21 protein-coding genes and 1 pseudogene are annotated in these 23,732 nt (G+C 40.1%); 15 read left to right on the top strand and 7 right to left on the bottom strand.

The window, feature by feature from the left end; genetic code table 11:
* Window positions 1-233: 233 nt before the first annotated feature.
* Both RMZ95_RS12015 and holA read right to left on the bottom strand, forming a co-directional pair.
* Entirely contained in the window at window positions 234-716 is a 483-nt protein-coding gene (locus tag RMZ95_RS12015; RefSeq protein ID WP_322682461.1) for a DUF4168 domain-containing protein, read from the bottom strand.
* Between the two features lie 109 nt (window positions 717-825).
* The gene (holA, locus tag RMZ95_RS12010; protein ID WP_322682460.1) at window positions 826-1,815 is read right to left on the bottom strand and encodes a DNA polymerase III subunit delta; all 990 of its coding nucleotides are present in this window, start codon (window positions 1,813-1,815) and stop codon (window positions 826-828) included.
* A 413-nt stretch (window positions 1,816-2,228) separates the two neighbouring features.
* Here holA and RMZ95_RS12005 point away from each other — a divergent pair, with 413 nt between their 5' ends.
* Window positions 2,229-3,017, top strand: a complete 789-nt coding sequence (locus RMZ95_RS12005; RefSeq protein WP_322682459.1) for a DUF1868 domain-containing protein — start codon at window positions 2,229-2,231, stop codon at window positions 3,015-3,017.
* Window positions 3,018-3,079: 62 nt separating this feature from the next.
* Here the strand turns inward: RMZ95_RS12005 and RMZ95_RS12000 are convergent, their stop codons facing one another.
* Both RMZ95_RS12000 and RMZ95_RS11995 read right to left on the bottom strand, forming a co-directional pair.
* Entirely contained in the window at window positions 3,080-3,865 is a 786-nt protein-coding gene (locus RMZ95_RS12000; protein WP_322682458.1) for an RDD family protein, read from the bottom strand.
* Between the two features lie 45 nt (window positions 3,866-3,910).
* Window positions 3,911-4,756: a hypothetical protein gene (locus tag RMZ95_RS11995; RefSeq protein WP_322669954.1), complete on the bottom strand. Its 846-nt coding sequence runs from the start codon at window positions 4,754-4,756 to the stop codon at window positions 3,911-3,913.
* Window positions 4,757-4,836: 80 nt separating this feature from the next.
* Between RMZ95_RS11995 and RMZ95_RS11990 the strand changes: the two genes are divergently transcribed.
* From RMZ95_RS11990 to RMZ95_RS11940, 11 genes are all read left to right on the top strand, one after another.
* A complete protein-coding gene (locus RMZ95_RS11990) occupies window positions 4,837-5,799 on the top strand; it encodes a stage II sporulation protein M (RefSeq protein ID WP_322682457.1) in 963 nt (320 codons plus the stop codon).
* 52 nt (window positions 5,800-5,851) lie between these two features.
* Window positions 5,852-6,691 (top strand): DUF6745 domain-containing protein, encoded by an 840-nt coding sequence (locus RMZ95_RS11985; protein ID WP_322682456.1) that lies wholly within the window; start codon window positions 5,852-5,854, stop codon window positions 6,689-6,691.
* Between the two features lie 302 nt (window positions 6,692-6,993).
* Entirely contained in the window at window positions 6,994-8,037 is a 1,044-nt protein-coding gene (pstS, locus tag RMZ95_RS11980; protein ID WP_322682455.1) for a phosphate ABC transporter substrate-binding protein PstS, read from the top strand.
* 231 nt (window positions 8,038-8,268) lie between these two features.
* Entirely contained in the window at window positions 8,269-9,246 is a 978-nt protein-coding gene (pstC, locus tag RMZ95_RS11975; protein WP_322682454.1) for a phosphate ABC transporter permease subunit PstC, read from the top strand.
* A 73-nt stretch (window positions 9,247-9,319) separates the two neighbouring features.
* A complete protein-coding gene (gene pstA, locus RMZ95_RS11970) occupies window positions 9,320-10,201 on the top strand; it encodes a phosphate ABC transporter permease PstA (RefSeq protein ID WP_322682453.1) in 882 nt (293 codons plus the stop codon).
* A gap of 71 nt (window positions 10,202-10,272) precedes the next feature.
* Window positions 10,273-11,052 carry a phosphate ABC transporter ATP-binding protein PstB gene (gene pstB / locus RMZ95_RS11965; RefSeq protein ID WP_322682452.1) on the top strand — a complete coding sequence of 260 codons (780 nt, stop codon included), beginning with the start codon at window positions 10,273-10,275 and terminating at the stop codon, window positions 11,050-11,052.
* A 416-nt stretch (window positions 11,053-11,468) separates the two neighbouring features.
* Window positions 11,469-12,248, top strand: a complete 780-nt coding sequence (locus tag RMZ95_RS11960) for a phosphate ABC transporter ATP-binding protein (RefSeq protein WP_322682451.1) — start codon at window positions 11,469-11,471, stop codon at window positions 12,246-12,248.
* Between the two features lie 313 nt (window positions 12,249-12,561).
* Entirely contained in the window at window positions 12,562-13,704 is a 1,143-nt protein-coding gene (locus tag RMZ95_RS11955) for an NYN domain-containing protein (RefSeq protein ID WP_322682450.1), read from the top strand.
* Between the two features lie 81 nt (window positions 13,705-13,785).
* On the top strand, window positions 13,786-14,490 hold the full coding sequence (locus tag RMZ95_RS11950) for an SDR family oxidoreductase (RefSeq protein ID WP_322682449.1): 705 nt from the start codon (window positions 13,786-13,788) through the stop codon (window positions 14,488-14,490).
* 106 nt (window positions 14,491-14,596) lie between these two features.
* Complete coding sequence (hppD, locus tag RMZ95_RS11945; RefSeq protein ID WP_322682448.1) at window positions 14,597-15,703, top strand: 4-hydroxyphenylpyruvate dioxygenase; 1,107 nt, start codon at window positions 14,597-14,599, stop codon at window positions 15,701-15,703.
* Window positions 15,704-15,821: 118 nt separating this feature from the next.
* Window positions 15,822-16,502, top strand: coding sequence for an HAD family hydrolase (locus RMZ95_RS11940; protein ID WP_322682447.1), 681 nt, complete (start codon window positions 15,822-15,824; stop codon window positions 16,500-16,502).
* Between the two features lie 165 nt (window positions 16,503-16,667).
* Here the strand turns inward: RMZ95_RS11940 and RMZ95_RS11935 are convergent, their stop codons facing one another.
* Complete coding sequence (locus tag RMZ95_RS11935; protein ID WP_322682446.1) at window positions 16,668-17,294, bottom strand: CPP1-like family protein; 627 nt, start codon at window positions 17,292-17,294, stop codon at window positions 16,668-16,670.
* Window positions 17,295-17,944: 650 nt separating this feature from the next.
* On the opposite strand from RMZ95_RS11935, the gene RMZ95_RS11930 reads away from it, so the two are divergent.
* On the top strand, window positions 17,945-18,664 hold the full coding sequence (locus RMZ95_RS11930; protein ID WP_194040360.1) for a response regulator transcription factor: 720 nt from the start codon (window positions 17,945-17,947) through the stop codon (window positions 18,662-18,664).
* A gap of 655 nt (window positions 18,665-19,319) precedes the next feature.
* On the opposite strand, the pseudogene RMZ95_RS11925 reads toward RMZ95_RS11930, so the two are convergent.
* Window positions 19,320-19,511, bottom strand: a pseudogene (locus tag RMZ95_RS11925) (DUF2811 domain-containing protein); the annotation flags it as partial.
* Between the two features lie 486 nt (window positions 19,512-19,997).
* Between RMZ95_RS11925 and RMZ95_RS11920 the strand changes: the two are divergent.
* Window positions 19,998-21,257 (top strand): MFS transporter, encoded by a 1,260-nt coding sequence (locus tag RMZ95_RS11920; protein ID WP_322682445.1) that lies wholly within the window; start codon window positions 19,998-20,000, stop codon window positions 21,255-21,257.
* A gap of 19 nt (window positions 21,258-21,276) precedes the next feature.
* Here the strand turns inward: RMZ95_RS11920 and hisIE are convergent, their stop codons facing one another.
* Window positions 21,277-21,927, bottom strand: a complete 651-nt coding sequence (gene hisIE, locus RMZ95_RS11915; RefSeq protein WP_322682444.1) for a bifunctional phosphoribosyl-AMP cyclohydrolase/phosphoribosyl-ATP diphosphatase HisIE — start codon at window positions 21,925-21,927, stop codon at window positions 21,277-21,279.
* Window positions 21,928-22,156: 229 nt separating this feature from the next.
* On the opposite strand from hisIE, the gene hemL reads away from it, so the two are divergent.
* Window positions 22,157-23,455, top strand: coding sequence for a glutamate-1-semialdehyde 2,1-aminomutase (gene hemL, locus RMZ95_RS11910; RefSeq protein WP_322682443.1), 1,299 nt, complete (start codon window positions 22,157-22,159; stop codon window positions 23,453-23,455).
* Window positions 23,456-23,732: the final 277 nt, after the last annotated feature.

Genomic DNA, 23,732 nt, shown 5'->3' with positions numbered 1-23,732 from the left:
TTCATCGCGTCTCTTGCCTTAACCGAAGAGTATTAGGACGGAATTAGAAATGGGGCATTGGGGAATATGAATTAAATTCACCCCTATGTCTCCTAGAGAAAGAGGTTCGTTGCCTTATCTATATTTTCATGAATCAAATAGGACTACGATAATGTCCGAATAATTGAGTTTTGATTCCCATAGTAATTAGCCACTTTCTTACTAAGTGCCTTAATTGAAGTAGCCTCTTCTACTTATCGAGACTCAGCAGGTTGTTGCAGGCGTAATAGGGTATTGTAAACCTGCCTTTTTAAAATCGTATTATTTTGTAATTCTATAGTAATTTTATTGAACTGTTCAAATTTTAAACCATTATCTTCGACAATTTTTTGAGCGTGGTTACAGTAGTTGACTGCGATATCTTGAGCCTTCTTTGGAAGACCATTTATGCTATTAGAATCGTTGCAAACAATTTGGGGGATTTCTCCATTGCCAATAAGTTTTTTAATTTCTTCAAAAGCATTTTGACGGGCTGGCTCCATTGCTAGCACGGCTTGAGCGTAACTGTCGATTTCAGTATTGTTAACTATTGGTGCTGGAGTTTGAGCGTCAGCTTTAGAACTCAATGAAAAACCATTAAAAATCAAACTCGCAGTAGCGATCGCACCGAACAATAACGATTGCGACAGGGTTCGCTTTCGGCTAGTTCGGGAAAATAAATCAGAAATTTTCTTCATATAGTATGTGACACGAAACTACATCAGGGATATTATAAGAACTTTGAATTATTTTCAGAGTTGGAAGTTCCAGGAACTGCTCAATACATCAAGCTTTTATATTTGATTGTCAATTTCCTCGGCATACTTGACAAAGTTCGATAACTTTAGTCTGGAGTGTTAACATTTCTGATGCTCCTTGCTTAAGGCTAACCTCTAATTCCAGCAGTAGGGGTAAGCAAAAGATTAACTGTTGCACAGAAAGCAGCTTAATTTCTTGCTGTAAGAAGTAAATTCGTTTGGGATTACCGATGTCAGCGGCAACAGCGATCGCTTGTTGATTCCGTTCCCCACTTTCTATCATAATCTTCACCCACAGCCAGGTGCGAAATTGTCCAATCAGTGTCGCAACTATCCGTAATCCTGGCTCGGAAGCATTGCTCAAATCTGCTAGTGTTGTCAAAGCTTTACCTGTATCTCCTGTTCTGATTGCTGCTGCTAATTGTAAGCTATTTTGGGTAGTATTTCTTACTAACTTTGTAACAGTATCTGTGTCTAAAGGCTGATTGCTATCTTGGACATATAGCCGTAATTTCTCTAACTCATTGTAAAGGAGCCGTGTATCATTTCCTACGGCTTCTGCCAACAGATGGGAAGTATTGGCAGTCAGTTTCACGCCTACAGTCTGGGCTGCTTGATTAACAGATTGCACCAGTAATTCTGTTTTCCAAGGTGGGATAAGAGGAAATTCTCGGAATTCGGTAGCAAACTGTTTTAACAATTTCGTGGATTTGAGGCGTTCATCTGGCTTATTGCGGCTGGTGAGCAATAAAAATGAGTTTTCGGGAATGACACTTAGCGATCGCCCCAATTCTGCCAACACATTCTCAGGACAGTGCTGACACAGAGTGGTGTTTATCAGCCATACCAAGCGCCCACCAGCGCCAAAAGTAGGCGTCATCACTTGATTTAACGCCTGGATAGCAGCATCAGCTCGATCTGGGGAGAATGCAGTGTAATTAAAACTTGTCCATAGGGGATCGAGGACGCGATCGCGCAAAAGTGCGATCGCCTTTTCCATCGCAAAATCATCTTCACCCCAGTAAACATAGATTGGCATAGATAAACCTCTTAGTAGATGGGCATTAGGAGTGCTGAGTTAGGAGTTAAGAGTTAGGAGTTTTGTTTACCCCCTTGTCCATACGTGTCAACTTAACGCAAAACCCCTTGTCCGTCGGGAATTGAAATTCCCGCCTCATAGCTAAAGTCATCTGAAGATGACTAAATATCGCCAAAAATCTCCAGTCTACTTCAGTAGAGTTAAGCTAAAAGCCGGAAAATTTATTTCTGGGCGGGGATGTAAGCCAACAGATAAGCTATTTCCAGTTGAAGTTGACACCTATGCCCCTTGTCCCCCTACCTCTCTCATCTCCCCATTCCCCATTCGCAAAAATTAAATACTTTTGAAATCATTCTCTTAATCAAGGTAATTTTCCCTAAAATCTATCAAGTGAGAGCGTGAGGCTATGAAGATTGGACGACAACTATCAAACTTACTTAAATCGGTTAGCAAGACTGACGCTGCCAGAAGCCTACAGATCCCAAGCCCAGCATATTCAGGAATCTTCTAAATTTCAGCTACATTCTGGGTTGAGACAAGCGGCATCCTTTCCTGGCTATACGCTAATTACCCCGCCGGCAGAAGAAGAATCACACAATTCTGCTTTCTATGCCAAATTACAGACTTATCAACAGGAACTTTTGCAGTTGCCTGTAAACCGTAATTTGATTGTACCTGTACCTCCTGCTAGCTTCCATCTGACTTTAGCGGATTTAATTTGGGACAATGCTTACCTTGATGCCTACGAAAAAAATCCTAAATTTGACGAGGAGTTACACTCTTGTTTAGCTGAAATATTTCAAAAATATCAACAATTGGTGACAAACAGAAGTCATCCAATTAAATGGCAAATGCTGGGACTAATACTGATGCCAAGAGCTGTAGCCATTTGTTTAGTCCCCCAAGATGAACGCTGTTACGAGGAAATTATTCAATTTCGTCGAACAATTTATCAAAATCCCAAGTTAATTGCCTTGGGTATTGAGCAGCATTATCACTTCACAGCCCATGTTACATTAGCCTATTTTGGGGAGGTTTCATCTGACCTAGACCGAATAAACTTCAGCACTATACTTTCTCAATTGAATGAACAATGGCTGTTGAATTTGCCAGAATTCTCGATCGATCGTGTTGAATTACGAAAGTTTGACAACATGACACGCTATTATCGTGAATCAGACTGGCCGATTTTAGATTTTTAAGCAATTAGTTAGTAGTCAGTAGTTTCCATTCACTGACTACTGACTACTCATTATCAATCAGCTTAAAATTTCGGTTGTTGATAACCGAGGTAAATTGCTTCTAAAAAAACATCAGGCGTAACAGCTTCTGGCAATTTTTCTAAATTAATAATAGCTTTAACTTGCTCGGCTAGCTTTAGAGATAGTGAGGTTCTTGCCTTTAACGACATTGCACCGCGTCGCTGTAAATACTCACGAATCACAGCAAAATCATCTGGCATCAATTGCGAGAAATCAGCAATTTCGATTAACTGTTCATGAAGTCCTTTTGCCTGTTCCGAAATTATCAATCTTGCAGATGCAGTCGGTGTTTGGGCTTGAATGACAATTGTGCCAGCAGCCAAATCACCTAAGCGCTTTTCGCGGCTACCCAACATAATTAAAAAAGCACCGATAAACAAAGTTTCATCAAAGGGTCGCAGTAAAGCACGTAGTGTTGCTTGTTGTAGCCCGATCAGTCTACCATCATCTCGAACTACACGAATTTTGGCAAACCGTTTACCAGGAGTTTCCCCAAACCATAAGGTTTCAAAAAATACAAAATAGCCGATGTAAATTGCAAAGGCGATAATGAAGAAAATTGCTAACAACCAAATATCTAAATTTGTTAATTTTTTAAAAAAATATTCAACAAAATTTAACAGCTGTGTCGAGAAGACACTCCAAGTAAGGACAAACAGAAGCAAAGTTACACCCAACACTGTATAGTCAATCAGGAGTGCCAAAACTCGATTACCGATTCCCGCGAGAGTGAATTCCAACTCTACACTTTCTGGAGTCTGGAATGTGATGCGATTAAAAAAGCGCATATTTTAACTAATTCAAAATTAATAGAGTTGGATTAAGATGTTGAGTTAACGAAAATCTTGCGAGGGAGGTTCTCGTAATTGCAAACCTAGACCTTCACGCCGACTACGCAAGTCCAAGTATAAAACAGCTTTTAGTGCTTGCCAAAATGGCATGACTAAAACTCCACCGATCAAGCTGCCAATCACAGAAATAATATACACAATCGAGTAAATAGCAGTACCAGGCTCAAGTTTAATTAGGAATAAGCTAGGTATATAGTTTAATACAAACACCAACGGCATTGTAACGATAAAAGCAACTAAAACAATGCCTTGAATGCGAAAGACTGAGGCTTTAGTTAACTCCCAACTTCTGGCAACACTTTCGCCACCATTGATATTTTCCTCAACTGCTAAAGGCACTTCAGCTACTATCCAACGGGAGTAGAACCAGGTTAGTCCTAACAATATAATGCCTGCCGTTACAATTATTACCAATGTGGTTATAACTATAACGCCTGAAGTACCTAATATTCCTCCTAATGCTACTCCGATCAAGCTAGCCACTACACCGCCCACGATCGCTAATCCAATATAAATTAGCAGTAAATATATACCTACTTGCAAACCAACTCTTAAAAATGACCAAAGACGTGGATTAATATGGCTCCTGGCAGTTTGAACACCTTCAGGTTGGTAAATCAATTCTCCAAAAGCCAAGCGTGAAATTAGTCCAGAGATGGCTGCATATTTTGCCCAACCATACACAGGAACTAGAACCCACAAGTGCGCGATCGCAGCTAGGTTAAGATAAGTCTTCAAATGAGAACGATACAACCGTACCGCAGCACTGACAACGTTACCGATACTCAGTGGTTGTATCTGGCCGGAAGATCCAAAGTTTTCAGACATAATGCTAAATTTCCCTTGAAATTACGGAGATCAATTTGAGGCTATCTTAAGCTAAGTTAAACTCAGTGTTCCCAAAATTCATGAATATTCAACGTTGGATTGCGCGACGAGAACCTAATTGGCAGCGTTTGGATGCTTTATTAAGGCAGATAGAAAAAAAAGGGTTAAAGTCCTTACGGGCAGCAGAAATTAGAGAGTTAGCGAGTTTGTATCGTTCCGTAGCCGCAGATTTGGCACGCGCCCGCGCTCAGCAAATCGGCAATACTTTAATCCAAAGTTTACAATCTTTAACAACTCGTGCTTACACGCAGATTTACCAAGGTTCGCGGCGGCAGGAATGGCAGGCAATCTTAGAATTTTATCGTTGGGGATTACCATCTGTAGTCCAGAAAACATTTGTATATATTGCTATGGCAACGGCGCTATTTCTACTAGGCGCACTAGTGGCTTGGTGGTATTCTTGGCAAAACCCCAGCTTTATGCCTTTGATTGTACCTGAAAGCTTGATTACCAAAGTGCGAGATGAGCATAAATTATGGATGGGTTCAATTGTTGGTGTTGAACCTTTGGCATCCAGCGGCATCGCAATCAATAATTTGTCGGTGTCTTTTGGGGCTGTTGCTGGTGGTATGACAGGTGGAGCATACACAGCCTATTTGATGGTATTTAATGGTTTATTAATTGGTGCTGTTAGTACTTTAGTCGGTCAAAATAATCTGGCTTATCCTTTTTGGGCCTTTGTATTTCCGCATGGTTCTTTGGAGTTACCTGCAATCTTTTTTGCTGGGGGTGCGGGATTTTTATTAGCAAGAGCAATTTTATTTCCTGGTAAATATCGCCGTGGAGATGCACTGAAATTTTATGGATATCAGGCAGTGCAGCTAGTATTTGGGATTGTACCAATGTTAATTCTTGCTGGTGCGATCGAAGGCTTTTTCTCCCCTAATCCCAGCGTATCTGAGCCGATTAAATATTTGGCAGGAATAGGATTATTTATACTTTTGGTAATGTATTGTAGCCGCAAGCGAACATTAAATAATTGAGTTAACGACGGATTAGTAAATTGAAAAAATATTTTAGAATATGCACTGAAATATGCCAAGACGCACAAATGATATGCCAAAACGCATCATCACCGAACTATCTGACGAACAAGAAGCGATGCTTCCTTTCTACAGAGAAAAATGGCGATCGATACAAGTATCAACTGAACCAATTGAGCAAGCAAAAGCGATAGGAGTAATCAAAGCTGCTTATGCGGTGAGTGATTATCCCGAACCTAAGATATTATTCTATAGCAGTCCGATGACCGCAATTGAGAAGATTCTTACTATTGAGAACTTTAAGGCATATCTAGGGCGCGATATCCACATGAAATTCGGTAAAAGAGTAATAGATCACCTTTTACATGGAATAACGCAACAACTTGACAAGCATCTCTATATCAGATTGCGGAACCAAGTTCAACACCCTGAATTTCCGTACTACTCAACTGAGAGTCATCCACTAGTTTCATACTTTCCGTATACAGAAAGATGTCTTAAACATCAACTAATTGCCGATCTCGACAAGCTTGAACTTGAATTTACTGATATTTTATACTTTACAAACAACCTGACTAGACCAGCAGAATGGGCAATTTGGGGTTGTATGCTAGATTTTTGTATCTCAGTTCTTAATCTTCAACACGATAAGAAAAAATGGAATGTACTTCAAGATTTAATGCAGCATTGTGGTTTTATATTCCAATTTGAAAAGGTTTGTATAGTCTGCGATCGCCCTTGCAAGTTGTCTTTTGACGAAGAAAATATGCTTCATCCTGAAGGGGAAGCTGCTCTTCAATTTGCTGACGGCTATAGTGTTTATGCTTGCCACGGAAAACATCCTTCTCAAGAAGAGCGATATTATCAGGGACAAGATCCTGAGTCTGTTTAGATGTGCAATTCCAGAGATTCACCGATAAACATCTGTGTTTATCTCTTTTTTACTGAAGTGAAAATTTTTAGATTGCGTGATTTACTCAATTTTAATTATTTAAATTTTAATTTAAATTTTTATTAATTTTTAATCAAATAATTTAGTCAATCAAAATCAATAAGCAAAAATCTTTTAATTCAATATTTAAACATATCTTAATTTATTGCTTATCAATTGTTAAATAAGGTTTAACCATACAAAATGTAGCCTGTTTAAGACTGGAATTACAGCAGTAAAATATTCCTTTAATTAGAGGTAATATGATTTTTTCGACAGCCATATTGAATCGTATCGTTGCTACTTCAATGGTGACAACTTCTGTTGCACTTAGTCCATTTTTTGGTGCGATCGCACAAGCTGAAACTCTCAATGGTGCAGGAGCAACTTTCCCAGCTCCGCTTTACGAACGCTATGCTCGTGAAGTGAAGAAGAAATATCCAGACTTGAAAATTAACTACCAAGCAATTGGTAGTGGTGGTGGTATTCGTCAAGTCATCGCTGGAACCGTTGACTTTGGTGGTAGTGATGCTGCAATGAAAGATGATGAAATTGCTAAAGTCAAGAATGGTGCAATTTTAGTACCTACAGCAGGCGGTGCTGTTTCTGTTGTTTACAATCTTCCAGGCGTTAACAATCTCAAATTATCCCGCGCTACACTACCAGCAATTTATTCAGGTCAAATTACCAAATGGAATGACGCGAAAATTAAAGCTGATAATCCAGGCGCTAATCTACCAAATCAAACAATTAAATTTGCTGTTCGTGCCGATGGTAGCGGTACAACTTTCATTTTTACAAATCACTTAAGTGCCATCAGCGGTTATTTTAAAGGCAGAGTTGGAACTAACACTGCTCCAAAATGGAATCTGCCAAACGTCCTCAAAGGCAAAGGAAATCCAGGTGTAGCTGCTATAGTAGCTCGGACTCCTGGTTCTATTGGTTATGTAGAATATAGCTACGCTGTCAAAAATAATCTGAAATCAGCACTGGTACAAAATAAGAACGGAGAATTTGTTGCTCCTTCTTTAGAATCTGCAAATGCAGCTTTATCAACTGTCACTTTTCCAAACAACTACCGCGTTTTTATAGGAGATCCAGGACAAGGTTATCCCATTGTCGGTCTTACTTGGATGATGGTTTACAAACAGTATGCTAATGCTGCTAAAGCTGATGCAATTAAGAAATGGATTAATTGGGTATTGAAAGACGGTCAACAGTATAACGACGATCTGAACTACACCAAAATTCCATCTGATGTAGCAAATCGAGTGCTTCAGACAGTGAATAGCTCTGTCAAGCCTTAATTTGTAATTTTTAGAAATTATGTACAAGAGATTTCCCAATTCCCTTAAAAAGGGAAGGATGCTTTGAATATAGCAATCCTAAATGAGATTGTGAAAACTTTTTTTATGGTCGTCCTTGCTCATTTGTCCTTTGTAATTGCAAATAACAAAGGACAAATGATTAATGACGAATGACAGACTGAGTTAATAACTCGCTCTAATAGTAAGAAAAAACTATTTTATTGATTTGTAATGGCAAATTTATCAGAGAAATCAAATCTAGGTGATGAAAATTTCAATCTAACTACTACTAGCGGCACAAATTTCTGGTTTGACCAAGGTTTTACACGGCTAGTATACTTTTTTGCTGTGATTACTGTTGCAATACTATTGTTAATGAGTTGGGTAATTTTACACGAAGCTCTACCAGCCATTAAGCAGTTTGGAATGGGGTTTTTGTGGGGACAAGATTGGGATACAGGTAATCAGATTTTTGGTGCATTACCCTATATTTATGGAACTTTAGTAAGTAGTGCGATCGCTATTTTATTTGCTGTCCCTGTGGGAATTGCAGTAGCCTTGGTCACAAGTGAAAATTTTTTACCTACATCGCTGCGAATCACCCTAGCATTTGTTGTTGAATTAATTGCTGCAATTCCTAGTGTAATTATTGGTTTATGGGCGATTTTTGTCTTTATTCCAGTTCTAGAACCTCTACAAAAGTGGTTAGCCAGTACTTTTAAATGGATACCACTGTTTAATACAGAAGATCCTTCTGGGACTAATATGTTGACTGCTGGAATTATTCTCGCCATCATGATTTTGCCCACAATGGCAGCAATTAGTCGTGATGTCTTAATGGCTATCCCTAAAGAATTACGTTCTGCATCTATGGCTTTGGGTGGCACTCGTTGGGAAACAATTTTTCGAGTCTTGCTACCATCTGGATTTTCTGGAATAGTAAGTGCAGCAATGCTTGCTTTAGGACGAGCTTTGGGTGAAACAATGGCCGTTACTATGGTGATTGGTAACTCTGCTCAAATCAGCGCTTCTTTACTCGATCCAGCTTATACAATTCCCTCTGTATTAGCTAATGAATTTGCCGAAGCTGAACCGGGTTTGCATATAGGTGCTTTAAGCTATTTAGCATTGATTTTGTTTGGGTTGATTTTAGCTGTAAATATTGGCGCTGTCATCTTAGTGAAGTGGGTTGGCAGAAAAAATAAATAACACTATCTTATTTTTAAATTCCTACAAATACCTCAGTTAACAAGACATTTATCAATAAAAATTTGTCAAACTTATGAGTGGTTACATTCAGTCAGAAAAAGATGAATCTTTGGCGGCAGAATTATGCAGTCCTCTGCCAAGAAAGCGGGTAATATTTACCTATGCAATGAATGCGATCGCCTTTGGTCTTACAGGTCTAGTACTTATTCCTTTATTATCAATTTTGTGGGAAATTTTTATTCGGGGAATATCTGGACTTAAATCAGAAATGTTTGTCAAAGCAGTTATTGATAATGGCTTTGGCAATGCTATCTTGGGAACCATAATTATGGTGGTAATTGGTGCTATTTTAAGCATTCCCACAGGAATCATGACAGGAATTTTCTTAGCAGAATTTAGTCAAACTAACCCAGTTGCTAGTATTGTTCGCTTTGTCACCAGCATTCTTACAGGCGTACCTTCAATTGTTGTCGGCGTGTTTGCTTATGGTGTAATAGTTTTGGTCACTAAAGGATTTAGTGCGATCGCAGGTGGTTTTGCTTTAGCCGTGATTATGCTACCTGTAATTATACTGACAACAGAAGAATCCTTAAAACTGATTCCTACATCTCAACGCCTCGCCTCTGCTGCTTTAGGTGGAACTCGCTTCCAAACAACTTTTCGCATTGTTGTAACTACTGCAATCCCCGGAATTACTACAGGTATTTTATTAGCTGTAGCTCGTGCGGCTGGTGAAACAGCACCCTTAATTTTTACCGCTTTATTTAGTTTAGATTGGTCAGAAGGATTGTTAAGTCCTACAGCTTCTTTACCAGTATTGATTTTTAACCTCTACAACGACCCCGATCCACAGAAAAGTCAATTGGTCTGGACTACTTCTATAGTTCTACTCGGCTTAATTTTATCTGTCAGTATTCTTTCTCGCTTAGTTATTAGGCAAAGAAAAATCAAATGAGAATTATATAATATTTATCCTGGTTCCTGAATCCTATTTTTATCAATTTTTCTTTCGCACCTTGGGCAAGCATGAGTAACCTAATTCCAGCTATCAAAGTTAAAAACATCAGCTTTTACTATGGGACAACAAAAGCTATTGAAAAGGTATCAATAGATATTTATCAGAACCAAGTAACTGCAATTATTGGCCCTAGTGGTTGTGGTAAATCTACCTTCATCAAAATTCTTAATCGCATTAGCGAATTAGAAGGGCCTGTCAAAGTTGAAGGAGATGTAGAATTTTTTGGTCAGAATATTTACGATCGTCGTGTCAACATCAATCGGTTACGCCGCCAAATTGGTATGGTGTTTCAAAAACCGAATCCTTTTGGGATAAGCATTTACGAAAATGTTGCCTACGGGATGAGAATAGCAGGTAGGCATTCAAAATTAGAATTAGATGAGATTGTCGAATCAGCCCTCAAAAGTGCTGCTCTTTGGGATGAAGTCAAAGATAAGCTCGATAAATCAGCTTTAGGGCTTTCTGGCGGTCAGCAACAAAGATTATGTATTGCCCGTGCTTTAGCAGTCAAGCCAAAAGTTTTGCTAATGGATGAGCCTTGCTCGGCTCTTGACCCCATCGCCACCATGAAAGTTGAGGAACTACTTCATAGCTTACAGTCTGAGTTGACAATTGCGATCGTTACCCATAATATGCAGCAAGCCGCTCGCGTTTCTGATTTTACGGCTTTCTTTAGCACCGATGAAAGTCGGATTGGTCAAATGGTTGAATTTGGCGCTACAGAGCAAATATTTAACAATCCACTCGATCCTCGCACCCGCGACTACATTTCAGGGCGTTTCGGTTAAGGTACGTTCTAGCGTGACTTATTGATTTTTGTCGAGCTATCTTGCACTAAAAGATACTTATAAAGTGTAGTTGAAAAAAGTTACTAATTTATTTTTATAAATAAATTAACTCCTTACTACCCATGAGGAGTATATAATATTCGTATTTTGATTTCTACATAGCTATTTTAAATCGAACAAGACCTAATCCTTGTTCAATAGTTAAGGTGTGAAAGGTGGGTATAAAAAGTTTGTAAAAGATAAATGTTGAGGCATAACTTTAATATAAGTATCGACTAACAGTTTATCTGCTGTATAGCTACTGCATGGCTACGTAATTTCCATGAATATCTTCTTTTGGGGGTAACATAGTGAAACAGCGGCGCTAATTTGTACTACTTTACCTAGTCAGGTTTTGTTTCACACGTTTTAGGAATATGAGTAAACTAATTCCAGCCATCAGAGTCAAAAACTTCAGCTTCTCTTACGACACTCAAAAGATAGTTGAAGGCGTGTCAATGGATATTTACCAAAACAAAGTCACGGCAATTATTGGTTCTAGTGGTTGTGGGAAGTCTACTTTTCTTAAATCGTTAAATCGCATGAGTGAATTAGAGGCAGAAGTAAGGGTTGAAGGAAAAGTAGAATTTTTTGGGCAGAGTATTTATGAGCGTCGCGTTAACATCAATCGCTTACGCCGCCAAGTTAATATGGTTTTTCCCAAGCCAAATCTTTTTCCCATGAGCGTTTACGATAATGTTGCTTATGGGGTGAAGTTAGTTGGATGGCATCCGAAAGTAGAATTAGATGGAATTGTTGAATCTGCCATCAAAGCTGCCGAACTTTGGGATGAAGTGAAAAATAAACTACACAAATCTGCTTTAGAGCTTTCTGGTGGTCAACAACAAAGATTATGTATTGCCCGTGCTTTAGCGGTCAAACCGAACGTTCTATTAATGGATGAGCCTTGTTCAGGTCTCGATCCTATGGGTAGTATGAAAATCGAGAATTTGATCCATAATTTGCGCTCTGAGTTAACAATTGTGATTGTTACTCACAATATGCAGCAAGTTACTCGCCTATCTGATTTTACGGCTTTCTTTCATAGTAATGAAAATCGTATTACTCAAATGGTTGAATTTGGTACTACAAATAAAATATTTACTAACCCTGTGGATTTTCGCACCCGCGACTACATTTTCGCCCGCGTCAGTTAAAGCGTTTCACTCTAGCGATTTAGAAGTATATGACATAGTGCAAGTGGAAATTAAGATTGAATTTAATTTCTGCTTGCTTTGAGTTTTTCTTGTCTTAGGCAATGCAGACTGATATTGACAGTCTGTTTTTATACTCTATATTTAGAGGAAAGTATCTTCTCTAAACCACCTAAATCATAAAATGAAATGTCCTCGGTGCGAATCTACTTCATATCGTAAAAATGGTCGTCGGAATGACAAGCAGAATTACCTCTGCAAAAATTGTGGTAAACAATTCCTAGAATCTGCATTCTCTCGTTCCTTAGAAACTGACTTGCTTGCTAACAGCAACGGATATACTAAAGTATCTACGGCTGAAACGACGGAACTTTCTTTATTAAAAAACCTGCCCGAAGAAGAAATCACAGAAAAAAGCCTTAGTTCTTTTAGTTTGACATTAGCTGAACAACTGCTGCAAACAATATTATCGCCTAGTTGGTTAGAATCTGCTGCTTTGAGCCAATTTATCCAAAAAATTCAACCAAAAGCTGAAATAAAATATCAATTAGATACAGGAATATCACTTCTACTTTTGGATGCAGAAAACTTAAAATTAGATATTAATTCAGAATTATTTTTAGCTAGTGTCTGTAAGTATCCTCTCCAATTTAAAATGGCATTTGCTAACTGGAAAAATCCAAGTATTGGAAAGCAAGATATTGAACTATATAACCGTGGCTATCAACTTGTCCATGTGCCAGAAGGTAAGGATAGTGCTGATGCAAAAATGATTGCTTTCGGTGCTTGTATTGTACGTTCTTATCCAACCGTTAAAGAAATATTAGTCTGTTCTAGCGATGGGATTTTAAGTCACCTCTGTAATGAACTCCAAAACCAAGGATTAATTGTCTATTGGGTACGTAGACAAGGGCAAACTTTGCATATAGAAAACCGGAATACTGGCAAATTCACTCATTATTCTTTAGCAATGGCAACAGAAGTTCTATCTTTAGAAAAAGTGGTTGAGCAAATTCAAGATTTAATTAAAAATGAACAAGATTCAATCAATACTCGATTACACAGGTTAACAACGATTGCAAGTTTGTTTCAAGAAAGATCCAATATCAATAATAAATCTCATCATAAGCAACCAGAGATTGAAGAAATTACCCCGATTATAAATAATTTATCTGCACAATTAATTCAAGAAGAACCTGCGGAAATCCCTAATGAAAAAACATTAGATAAATTATTATTAAAAATTATTCAAGATATACAAACAAAGTCTCCCCAAACTCAAGTGTCTGTGTCCAAACTAGGCTCAGAGTTACGGAGAATAACCGGAGAATCTCCTAATTCAATTATTAAAAAATTAAAGTTAGGTTCCAATTTTACCAAATATCTAAAATCATCTCCCACGTTTACATTAAAAATGAATGGCAAGGAATATGAGGTAATGCCGCTATTCTCCGAATAGATACTTTTTAGATGTCTACGTATAACCTGAGCCTATAATTCAGTATTATGTACAAAGATGTAAAGAAATGTAAATAATACGATGCAGAATAAAGTTGTTGTTATTGTCGGTGCTACTGGTGGTATTGGTTCAGCTTTAACACAAAAACTTGCGCCTACCGGAGTCCGGTTGGTACTGGCTGCGAGAGATACAGTTCGTTTAACCACATTGGCTGCTGATTTACCAGGACAAGTTTTGACTGTTCCCACCGATATTACTGACCCCCAACAGGTAGATACTTTGATAGAAAAAACCATCGCTGAGTTTGGTCAAATTGATATTTTAGTGAATGCAGCTGGCGCTGGTATACTCAAGCCCTACAACAGCCTAGAACCTGCTGATTTAGACAAGATGTTAGATGTCAACTTAAAAGGTAGCTTTTACACCACTCAGGCGGCTGCTGAAGAGATGCAAAAGCGCAAGTCTGGTCACATCTGTAATATCGTAGGAATTCTGGGCAAGCATTCGATGGGGATGGCAGCGGCTTATTCGGCTTCTAAGTTTGGTGTTGTCGGTTTTAGCAAGTGCATGGCAGAAGAACTCAAGCGTTTTGGTATCAAGTTCACGCTATTCTACTTTGGTGGGGTAGATTCTCCTTTTTGGGATAACGTCAACCTAAAAGTAGACCGAAAGAAAATGCTTAGTCCTGAAACTGCTGCCAATGCGATTTTCTTTGCTCTTTCTGCCGAACCGCAGGCTGTGCCAATGGAAATTAACATTCAACCTGATAGTCATTTATTCTTTTAAAAGGGGAGTATGCTTACATAATTCTTGCTTAGGAAAGAAGTGAAAATCTAGCAAAAAAGGCAAAATTTACAGATATATAAACTGTTATGCTTGATTTTCAATATTTATGAAAATTGATCGCGTTCATTTCTATGTAGAAGACGCCAAAGTTTGGCGAGATTGGTTTGTACGCCATCTTGGTTTTCAAGCAGTAACCGACGATCGCAGCAGTTCATTTCACACTTGTACAGAAGTGGTAAAAAGTGGTACTGTTTGCTTTTTTCTGTCTTCACCACTGTTACCCACAAGTCCAGTAGCTGAATTTCTGCGTCACTATCCACCTGGTGTGGCAGATGTCGCTTTTGCTGTCGAAGATGTCGAAGGCGCGATCGCACTAGCTCAAATGCACGGTGCTACAATCCTACAACCCATCCAGGAACGCCAGGTAGGTACGGCGTTCATCAAATGTGGCAAAATTGCCGCCTGGGGTGGATTGACTCATACGTTGATAGAAAGGTCATTGGTTTTTGAGAAAGGACAAATGACTAATGACATAGACGCTTCTGCGGCTTCCCGCAGGGTAGGACAAATCACAAATGACAACACTATTACTGCCATAGATCACATAGTGCTAAACGTGGCTGTTGGTGAATTAGATCGTGCCGTCGCTTGGTACGAAAATATCTTAGATTTTCAACCCCAGCAAACATTTAAAATTAAAACCAATCACTCTGCTTTACACAGCCAGGTGATGGTTTCGCGTAACGGTAGCGTTCAATTGCCAATTAATGAACCGGCTTCCAAGAATTCTCAAATTCAGGAATTTCTAGATGTCAATCGGGGGCCAGGAATTCAACATATTGCCTTGCGGACGACTAATCTTGTGAGTGCGATCGCGAAATTTCGTGCCAGTGGTTTATCCTTACTCTCGGTTCCCCAAACCTACTACTCACAACTCAAACAGCGACCAGGACTCACGCTATCACCTCTAGAATTAGAAGCGATCGCTCAACAGGAAATTCTCGTGGACTGGCAAGAATATACTCCTTTAGACGGAGGAAATACTGCACCCTTATTACTACAAATTTTCACCCAGCCCATTTTTGAACAGCCGACATTTTTCTTTGAGTTTATTGAACGTCGTTACCAAGCTCAAGGTTTTGGCGAAGGTAATTTTCGCGCCTTATTTGAAGCCATTGAAAGCGAACAAATTAAACGCGGTACGCTGCAATGAGGTAATTGTCGATACTTTCTTAAAAATAGTTTACAAAAAACCTTTAGCTAGACTTGATACCCTCAAAAAATAGCCATACATCTGAGATAAACTTAATAAAAATTAACTTTTACCGCCGATGCTAAGACTTATTACTGACTTCGACGGCCCAATTATTGATGTTTCCGAACGGTACTACCGTGTTTATCAATTCTGCTTAGATAAAACCCGTCGCCCAGATCAAGTAGTGCAAGAACTTCCGAAAGCGGAATTTTGGCAGTTAAAGCGATCGCGTGTTCCCGAAAAACAAATCGCCTTAAATTCCGGGTTAGACGAAGCCCAAGCCCAAGAATTTGCCCAGCTGCGACGACAAACTGTGCATACAGAACCCTACTTTGACTATGACACCCTCGCGCCTGGTGCTGTGGATGCACTGCTAAAAATTCAACAAGCTGGAATTGATTTAGCAGTTATGACTATGCGCCGGTTTCGGGAACTAGATTATGCCTTCCAAAAACACGATTTAGGGAGATTTTTCCCAGAAAATCGTTGTTTTTGCTTGACTAACGACTACGTTAAAACTCGCGATATTGAAGATAAGCCCTTGTTGATGGCTAGGGCTTTAGAAGAACTGCCCCCCGCAGCTGATACCTGGATGGTAGGCGATACGGAAGCCGACATCACCGCTGCGAAAAATTATAGTATTAAGGTAATGGCTGTGGAATCCGGGATTCGCGATCGCACCCAATTAGAACTTTACCACCCCGACTTAATTGTTCAGGATTTTAGCGCTGCTGTAGATTTAGTTTTAAAAGCTTAACACCTTGTCTAAAAGGCTCTGTACCTGCAACATATTCAATTAATCAGCATTCGAGTTGCAAATTAAAATAGGAGTCAGAATAGGTATTCTGACTCCTAACTTTTTATCTTAGAAGAACACACATAAACCATGTCTTCTTTATCAAAACCTGCTTACGGCAGTGGTTTAACGTAGAAAACTACTAACTAACCACAACAATATAAACGTCACTACAGTAGAGAACTGATTCGTTTCCAGACTGATAAATGATATTTGTGGTAAAAGCCAGCTAGCAATTAGTCCCCCAACGATTAGGCCAATTATTAAACTGACCAGGGTGAACAAAACTGCTCGGCCAAATTTGCCTTCCTTGCGATTAAGAAAGTAAATACTAGTGCCTACGCCAACCACCAATGCTAACTGCAAAACTTGATCGCCTCCCTCTGGATAGAACAGGCTAATAGAACTCAAACCGAGAAACCAAGCTCCTGGTAAGAGTATATCCGCAGGTGTTGGCTGATCCAGCATCCGTTGCAGCCATGCGGGTGACTGCTCGCGAGGGGTTGGACTTTCTTTAGGAGGCGATGGCACTCGCAACTCTGGAAACCGTATCCGCTCAGGGACTTTGATTTTACCTTCCTGGCGCATCCGTAAGCGATCCATTAAAATCGCATCGTAAGCCGCCTCAATAACTTCTAAATGCTTGGCGTCGCCATTATGTTGATCGAATAGGCGATTACGAGCATCCTGAATTTCATCGAAGCTAGCCTCTTCTGATACCCCAAGTTTTTCGTAGGGATTTTGATCGCTCATGGGAGTTTGTTACTTCAGCCTCAATCAGCGGCAGTCTTTTATCGAATAAAAAACAATTTTAGGTTTTATTTCGATCGAAACTAAAGTCTCGACCTATTTATATGCCCTACCAGGATAGTAGCACGGGTTAGTTTGATCGACTTTGTAATTTCAACTATAGTCACTTTAACATATCGCTATAACTCCGTGTATACCCTCATGTCGTTGTCTAATTCTGGCTCTAATCTAGAATTTGAACGGAGAGTACCTAAAAGTCATGGTTTTTATGAAAAAATCAACTTTAATGTTTCAAATTTGGCAACTTACTGTGCCCTAAAAGAGTTTTTTTTTAATTATACTGAATAATCGCTTGTGGTATATATCCACATATCGATTTAAAATTGAAACGTTTTAAGTTACCAGCTAACTGGGATCGAGAAGGTGTCTTGCTATCAAGAACGGTTGCAGTTCAAGTCAGAGCGCTTATATACTGTTGGCTAACAGAAGTTTCGCCTTCTCATTGCCCACAATCCTGATTAGAGTATTTATTTTAGAATAATCGGGATTGTTATACCGTAGCCATGTAGATTCTTAGTTAGTCCTAAAGTGGCAACTGCGTTTTTACGCAACTCTCTTGTTAATCTTACGAATTTTTGTGCAAAGTAATGGTCATGGCTCCCGCCAAGATTCTTGTAGTTGACGACGACCCTGCGGTTCGGAATTTAATCCAACGCTTTTTGATTAAACAGAACTATCAGGTGGAGGCTGCCGAAGACGGAAAGACAGCCTTAAATCTATTTGAGCAATTTAACCCTGATTTGGTGATTCTAGATGTGAATCTACCAGATGTCACAGGGTTTAACCTCTGCCAAGAGATGCAAAGTCGTAATGGTGTTTTTGTTTTGATGTTGACTAGCCGTGCTGACGAAGCTGATAAAATTCGCGGCTTTGCTAAAGGTGCTGACGACTATCTCACCAAGCCTTTTGGACTAGGAGAGCTAGAAGTTAGAGTTGGAGCTATTTTGAGGCGTCAGCGAGTGATAACTACGGCCGAGCAGAAACGCTTGGTATTTGAAAAACTTATGATCGATCCAGTGCGACGGGAGGTAGCACTTAATAACCAACCAGTACCCTTAACTGCTCTGGAATTTGACTTGTTGCATTTTTTAGCTAGTCATCCAGGCCGAGTTTGGCGGCGTGCAGAGCTAATCCAAGAGGTGTGGGATTATGAATATGTCGGCGACCAGCGGGTTGTAGATGTTCATATCGGCCAAATTCGCAAGAAGATTGAAATTGATGCTAGTCAGCCAGCATTAATTCAAACTGTACGTGGCGTAGGCTATAAGTTTGAATCTGCTGCTCACCCCCAGCAGTTGGAAGGCAAGTCCTGAGTTTATAGTCTAGAGTTTTTTAACTCTTGACTGTTGACTCTTGGGGTAGTGGTTGGTGAATTTTCTTAGTTTTAGTAACAGACAAATTTAGATAATCAAAATAAGTAGATATTCCTCAAATACACGCCAAACAGTGATTTGAGATATTTATTTATCTATCTATTTAAGATAGTAAACAGGGGAGAAAGTCCACTGGAAAATATTTCTTGGTATGTAACCGTTTTGGTAGATATAACGGTGCTGAGATTGGAGTTCATAGGGTACATAGCTGTGCATTGGTAGTCAAATGAAGCTAAAGTCCCATTAAAAGCCCGTTTATAGCCTCTGTCTGGAAATGCTGCCGTAAGTCAGGGAAGCGGCAGCCTCAAAATAGATATTTCCAGTTGGAGACTGAGAACAAAGGTAAATTGCGCTCTATTAGCAACTACTTTTGGCAATAAAAGAAACTATTAGAACTTTTTTATGGATCGGAATCTACCGATCTTTTTTATTGTAATATTGCCGATCGCTATCAGTTGAAAATCCCGTTAATGGGGCACGGTATGCCGTGCCCCATTAATAAATAGGGGAATAAGGCCCTTTATACCAGTAGCTATGGGGTGTCTAGTAAATTAGCTGTTGCTGGTGAGTCGGTACAGGGCATTTCTACTGTGGAGTGATGGAACAAAGTTTCCAGATAGACTCGAGCAGCACGGCGATCGCTATCTCCATTTTGGAGTAAAAACAATGATAGTGCCGCCGTTAGTACTCTGTTTTCATCCCAATCGGGATGGGTTTCTAAGTAGTTTTTTAAGGATTCGTGGAGTGTTTCAGGAATTTCTGTAAAGATACTAACCGTTGATTTCATGAGATTTTCCTCCTATGAGGATAATCAAGAGGGACAAGTTGCTTGCGGTAAAGCGGTTTACGGCTTTACACGCTCTTTCGCTATCCCGACAATCTGCGCTTACATCTAGTAGTAATATATTTTACACATTTGATGCCAGCGGTTGAACGGAATTATAAAAGCAAGCCGCATCATTGTGCGCCAAGAGGGGGTGGGTTTGTCAATGCTGCGAAATGTTAAAAACGATGGTATAAAAAATAAATGCGAACGAAAGAATCAGGATTTAAGCCGATTTTTTGTTACTTTACTTCATAAAAACTCAGTCCTTAAACTTCTTTCCTACTTGTAATCAACAATCCCCAGTTAGACAGCAAGAAGCCTATTAGCTCGTATAGCACCTGTGGAAAACTGCTAAAATCCCTGTGGAAACCCTGTGGAATCAGTGAGGAAAATAGTAACCAATGATAAGAATTACAAAAATGTCATCAAGTTATGACATTTAAACTCATGAAATTAGCTTCTCAATCTCAGTTATCATCGTGGTTGCCCTCGATACATCCCCAGGTCTGGGTTTTCGCAATTGGTAGATTTCTCTCGGAAGTTGGTACCGGCTGTACCCTGTTTTACGCCCCCATCTTTTTTGTCAATCAACTTGGTTTATCTGCAACCAGTGTTGGGGTAGCCTTGGGTAGCGCCTCGATTTCCGGCATCGTAGGGCGGATTGCGGGTGGTTCTTTGGCTGATTCTGAATATTGGGGACGCCGGCGTACTTTGTTGCTAGCGACGGCGATTTCAGCAATTGCTTCTCTAGTTTTAGCTGCAACCGATAATTTCAGTTCTTTGGTAATCGGTAGCTTGATTAGCGGTTTAGGGATAGGTTTCTATTGGCCTGCGGCTGAAGCTGTGGTTGCTGACGCTAGCCAAATTGACAATCGCCGGGAAACTTTTGCGATCGCTCGACTAGCTGATAATCTGGGGTTAGCGATCGGAATTGTGCTGGCTGGGTTTTTGATCGCGATAATTGGGAGTTATCGCTGGCTATTTGTGATTGATGCCATCTCTTTTATGGCATTTTTTGGAGTTGTCTATGTAGGGATTAATGAAACCGAACAACAGCAGATAAAGGAACCTGAAAAGACAGAACTTTTTGCTGCTTGGATGGCAGTATTAAGAGATTGGCGTTTCCTGGTCTACATCGCAGTTAATATATTCTTTACAATCTATATTTCTCAAATCCACAGTACACTGCCGCTTTACTTCAAAAATTTTGTCCTTGTCGAAAGTACCGTCAAGGGATTTACTGAAACTACCATTAGCGGACTATTTGCTTGGCATTTGGTGTTCGCAATTATTTGTCAGTTGCCTGTCACCAGCATCTTAAAACGATGCTCTCACACACTTGCACTAACTGTTTCCGCCATTTTCTGGGCAATTGGTTTCGGACTGATTTGGGTTAGCGGCATAGCCCCATCTCATCATCTGCTTTGGGTAACATTGGCATTGGGAGTATTTGCTGTGGCAATTGTTTCCTATACCCCATCTGCTGCCTCTTTAGTGACTGAGTTAGCCCCGGAAAATCAACGCGGCGTGTATTTTTCTATCAACGCTTTATGCTGGGCTGTTGGCTCTTTTATTGGTCATCCTTTGGGTGGATGGGCATTAGACCAACCACAAATTATTACTAATAGTTACTGGCTAGGCTTCATCTTCAGTGTAGCGATCGCTGTGGTAATTTTACAGTATCTCAATCGAATTTTGGCTGAGTAACATAACCTGTTTTTTGACTCTATTGGCGGCGTTCTTGGAGCTTGCGATATACCGATTTTAAATCCACTTGATGGTGAGCTAAGGCAACCAAAGTATGATATAGCAAATCAGCCACTTCACCTGCGATCGCATCTGCTTCATCATCCTTAAAAGCCATTACCACCTCAGCGGTTTCCTCACCAATCTTTTTTAAAATTTTGTTATCGCCACCTGCAAATAGTTTACAAGTGTAAGAACTTTCAGTAGGATTATCGCGGCGAGCGCATATTATTTGAAACAATTGTGACAATGTATCACCTGGAGGGGAAGCAATTTTTCCTTCTATTTGGTGAAAACAACTGCGCTCTCCAGTATGACAGGCAACATCTCCTAATTGTTCTACCCCGATGAGCAGCGCATCACTATCACAGTCATAACGGATACTCTGCACTTTTTGGATATGTCCAGAAGTCGCCCCCTTGTGCCACAATTCTTGCCGGGAACGGCTCCAAAACCAAGTTTCTTCAGTTTCTAAAGTCTTTTGTAACGACTCCTGATTCATCCACGCCATCATCAGGACAGTACCATCTAGATAGTCTTGGACAATTGCAGGCACTAGACCCCGTTCATCGTAGCGAATTTTCTCAACCGGGATAGTGTAATGCAGCGATCGCGAATCGTAAGAAGACATACCAGCTAGTTTGCTCTCATGAGAATAATTTATGGATTCACGATACCATTCAAAATAGGACAGCCGATATGTTTTTTTGAATTAAATATCTCAAGGCAAGTCTTCACTCGACTTGCATAACATAATGTTATTTTTTTGGTTCCGCTAATTTTATAGGATAGAAATTCTAAGCAGTGTTTGACTTTATCCTAAGATAGAGCGTTTTATTGCCCACTGTTAGGAGAGAACTTTGGTAAATACCACAATTAAAACAACAAAATCACAAGAAGTCTTCGCCGCCGCTCAAAATCTTATGCCCGGAGGAGTCAGTTCTCCAGTTCGTGCTTTTAAATCTGTGGGCGGACAACCCATCGTTTTCGATCGTGTCAAAGGCGCGTATATTTGGGATGTAGATGGCAATAAATACATAGACTATGTAGGCACTTGGGGCCCAGCTATTTGTGGTCATGCTCATCCAGAAGTCATTGCAGCATTGCATGAAGCTTTAGAAAAAGGCACCAGTTTCGGCGCACCCTCAGTCCTAGAAAATGTTTTGGCAGAAATGGTCATCGATGCCGTTCCTAGCATCGAAATGGTCAGATTTGTCAACTCTGGAACTGAAGCCTGTATGGGAGTTTTGCGGCTGATGCGGGCTTTCACCAACCGAGACAAAATCATTAAATTTGAAGGCTGCTACCACGGACACGCCGATACGTTTCTAGTGAAAGCGGGTTCTGGTGTTGCCACACTTGGCTTGCCAGACTCACCGGGAGTTCCTAAAGCAGCAACTAGCAGTACTCTTACTGCACCTTTCAATGACTTAGAAGCAGTCAAAGCTTTATTTGAAGAAAATCGCGACGAGATTGCTGGTGTCATTCTTGAGCCAGTCGTCGGCAATGCTGGATTTATCGCACCTGATGCTGGCTTTTTAGAAGGGTTACGGGAACTAACTCACGAATATGGAGCGTTGTTGGTATTTGACGAAGTGATGACAGGTTTCCGCATTGCTTACGGTGGCGCTCAAGAAAAATTTGGCGTCACTCCCGATTTAACAACCTTGGGTAAGGTGATTGGTGGTGGTTTGCCAGTAGGGGCTTATGGTGGTCGCCGAGATATTATGTCAATGGTTGCGCCCGCCGGCCCCGTGTATCAAGCTGGGACTCTTTCTGGTAATCCTTTGGCGATGACTGCTGGGATTAAGACTTTAGAATTGCTGCAAAAGCCAGGTACTTACGAGTCTCTTGAGCGAATTACTAAAAAGCTAGCAGATGGTTTGCTGCAAATTGCTAAAGAAGCTGGTCATGCAGCTTGCGGCGGTCAAATCAGCGCCATGTTCGGTTTATTCTTTACGCCTGGCCCAGTTCATAACTACGAAGATGCGAAAAAGTCTGATACAGCCAAATTCGGACGCTTCCATCGCGGGATGTTAGAGCGTGGTGTTTACTTAGCACCCTCTCAATTTGAAGCTGGGTTTACATCTTTTGCTCATACAGAAGAAGACATTGAACAGACTTTAGCAGTTGCACGGGATGTAATGTCTAGTTTGTAATCCTTTAAAATAAGGGATTTCCAAATAAAAAGTATCCTGTTATCTCTTGTGGGGTAGGCATCTTGCCCCACAAAATGGATGATTTATAGGAAGTCCCTTTTTTGAGACAGAAACAAGTGTGCGGAATTTTCGGACTCACTTTAAAGCATTATTTGCAGAATTTTCAGCAGTTAATGGTGTTCAATCCTCTGACGCTGTTGGGGATAGAAGAAATTTTTTAACAGATTTGCTATCTACCGTCATTACTCAAGAAAGGTCACATCTTCGTCATCATTTC

The sequence above is a fragment of the Nostoc sp. DedQUE07 genome (assembly GCF_034530975.2).
Lineage (GTDB): Bacteria > Cyanobacteriota > Cyanobacteriia > Cyanobacteriales > Nostocaceae > Nostoc.
This window is presented reverse-complemented; position numbering and strand designations above follow the sequence as displayed.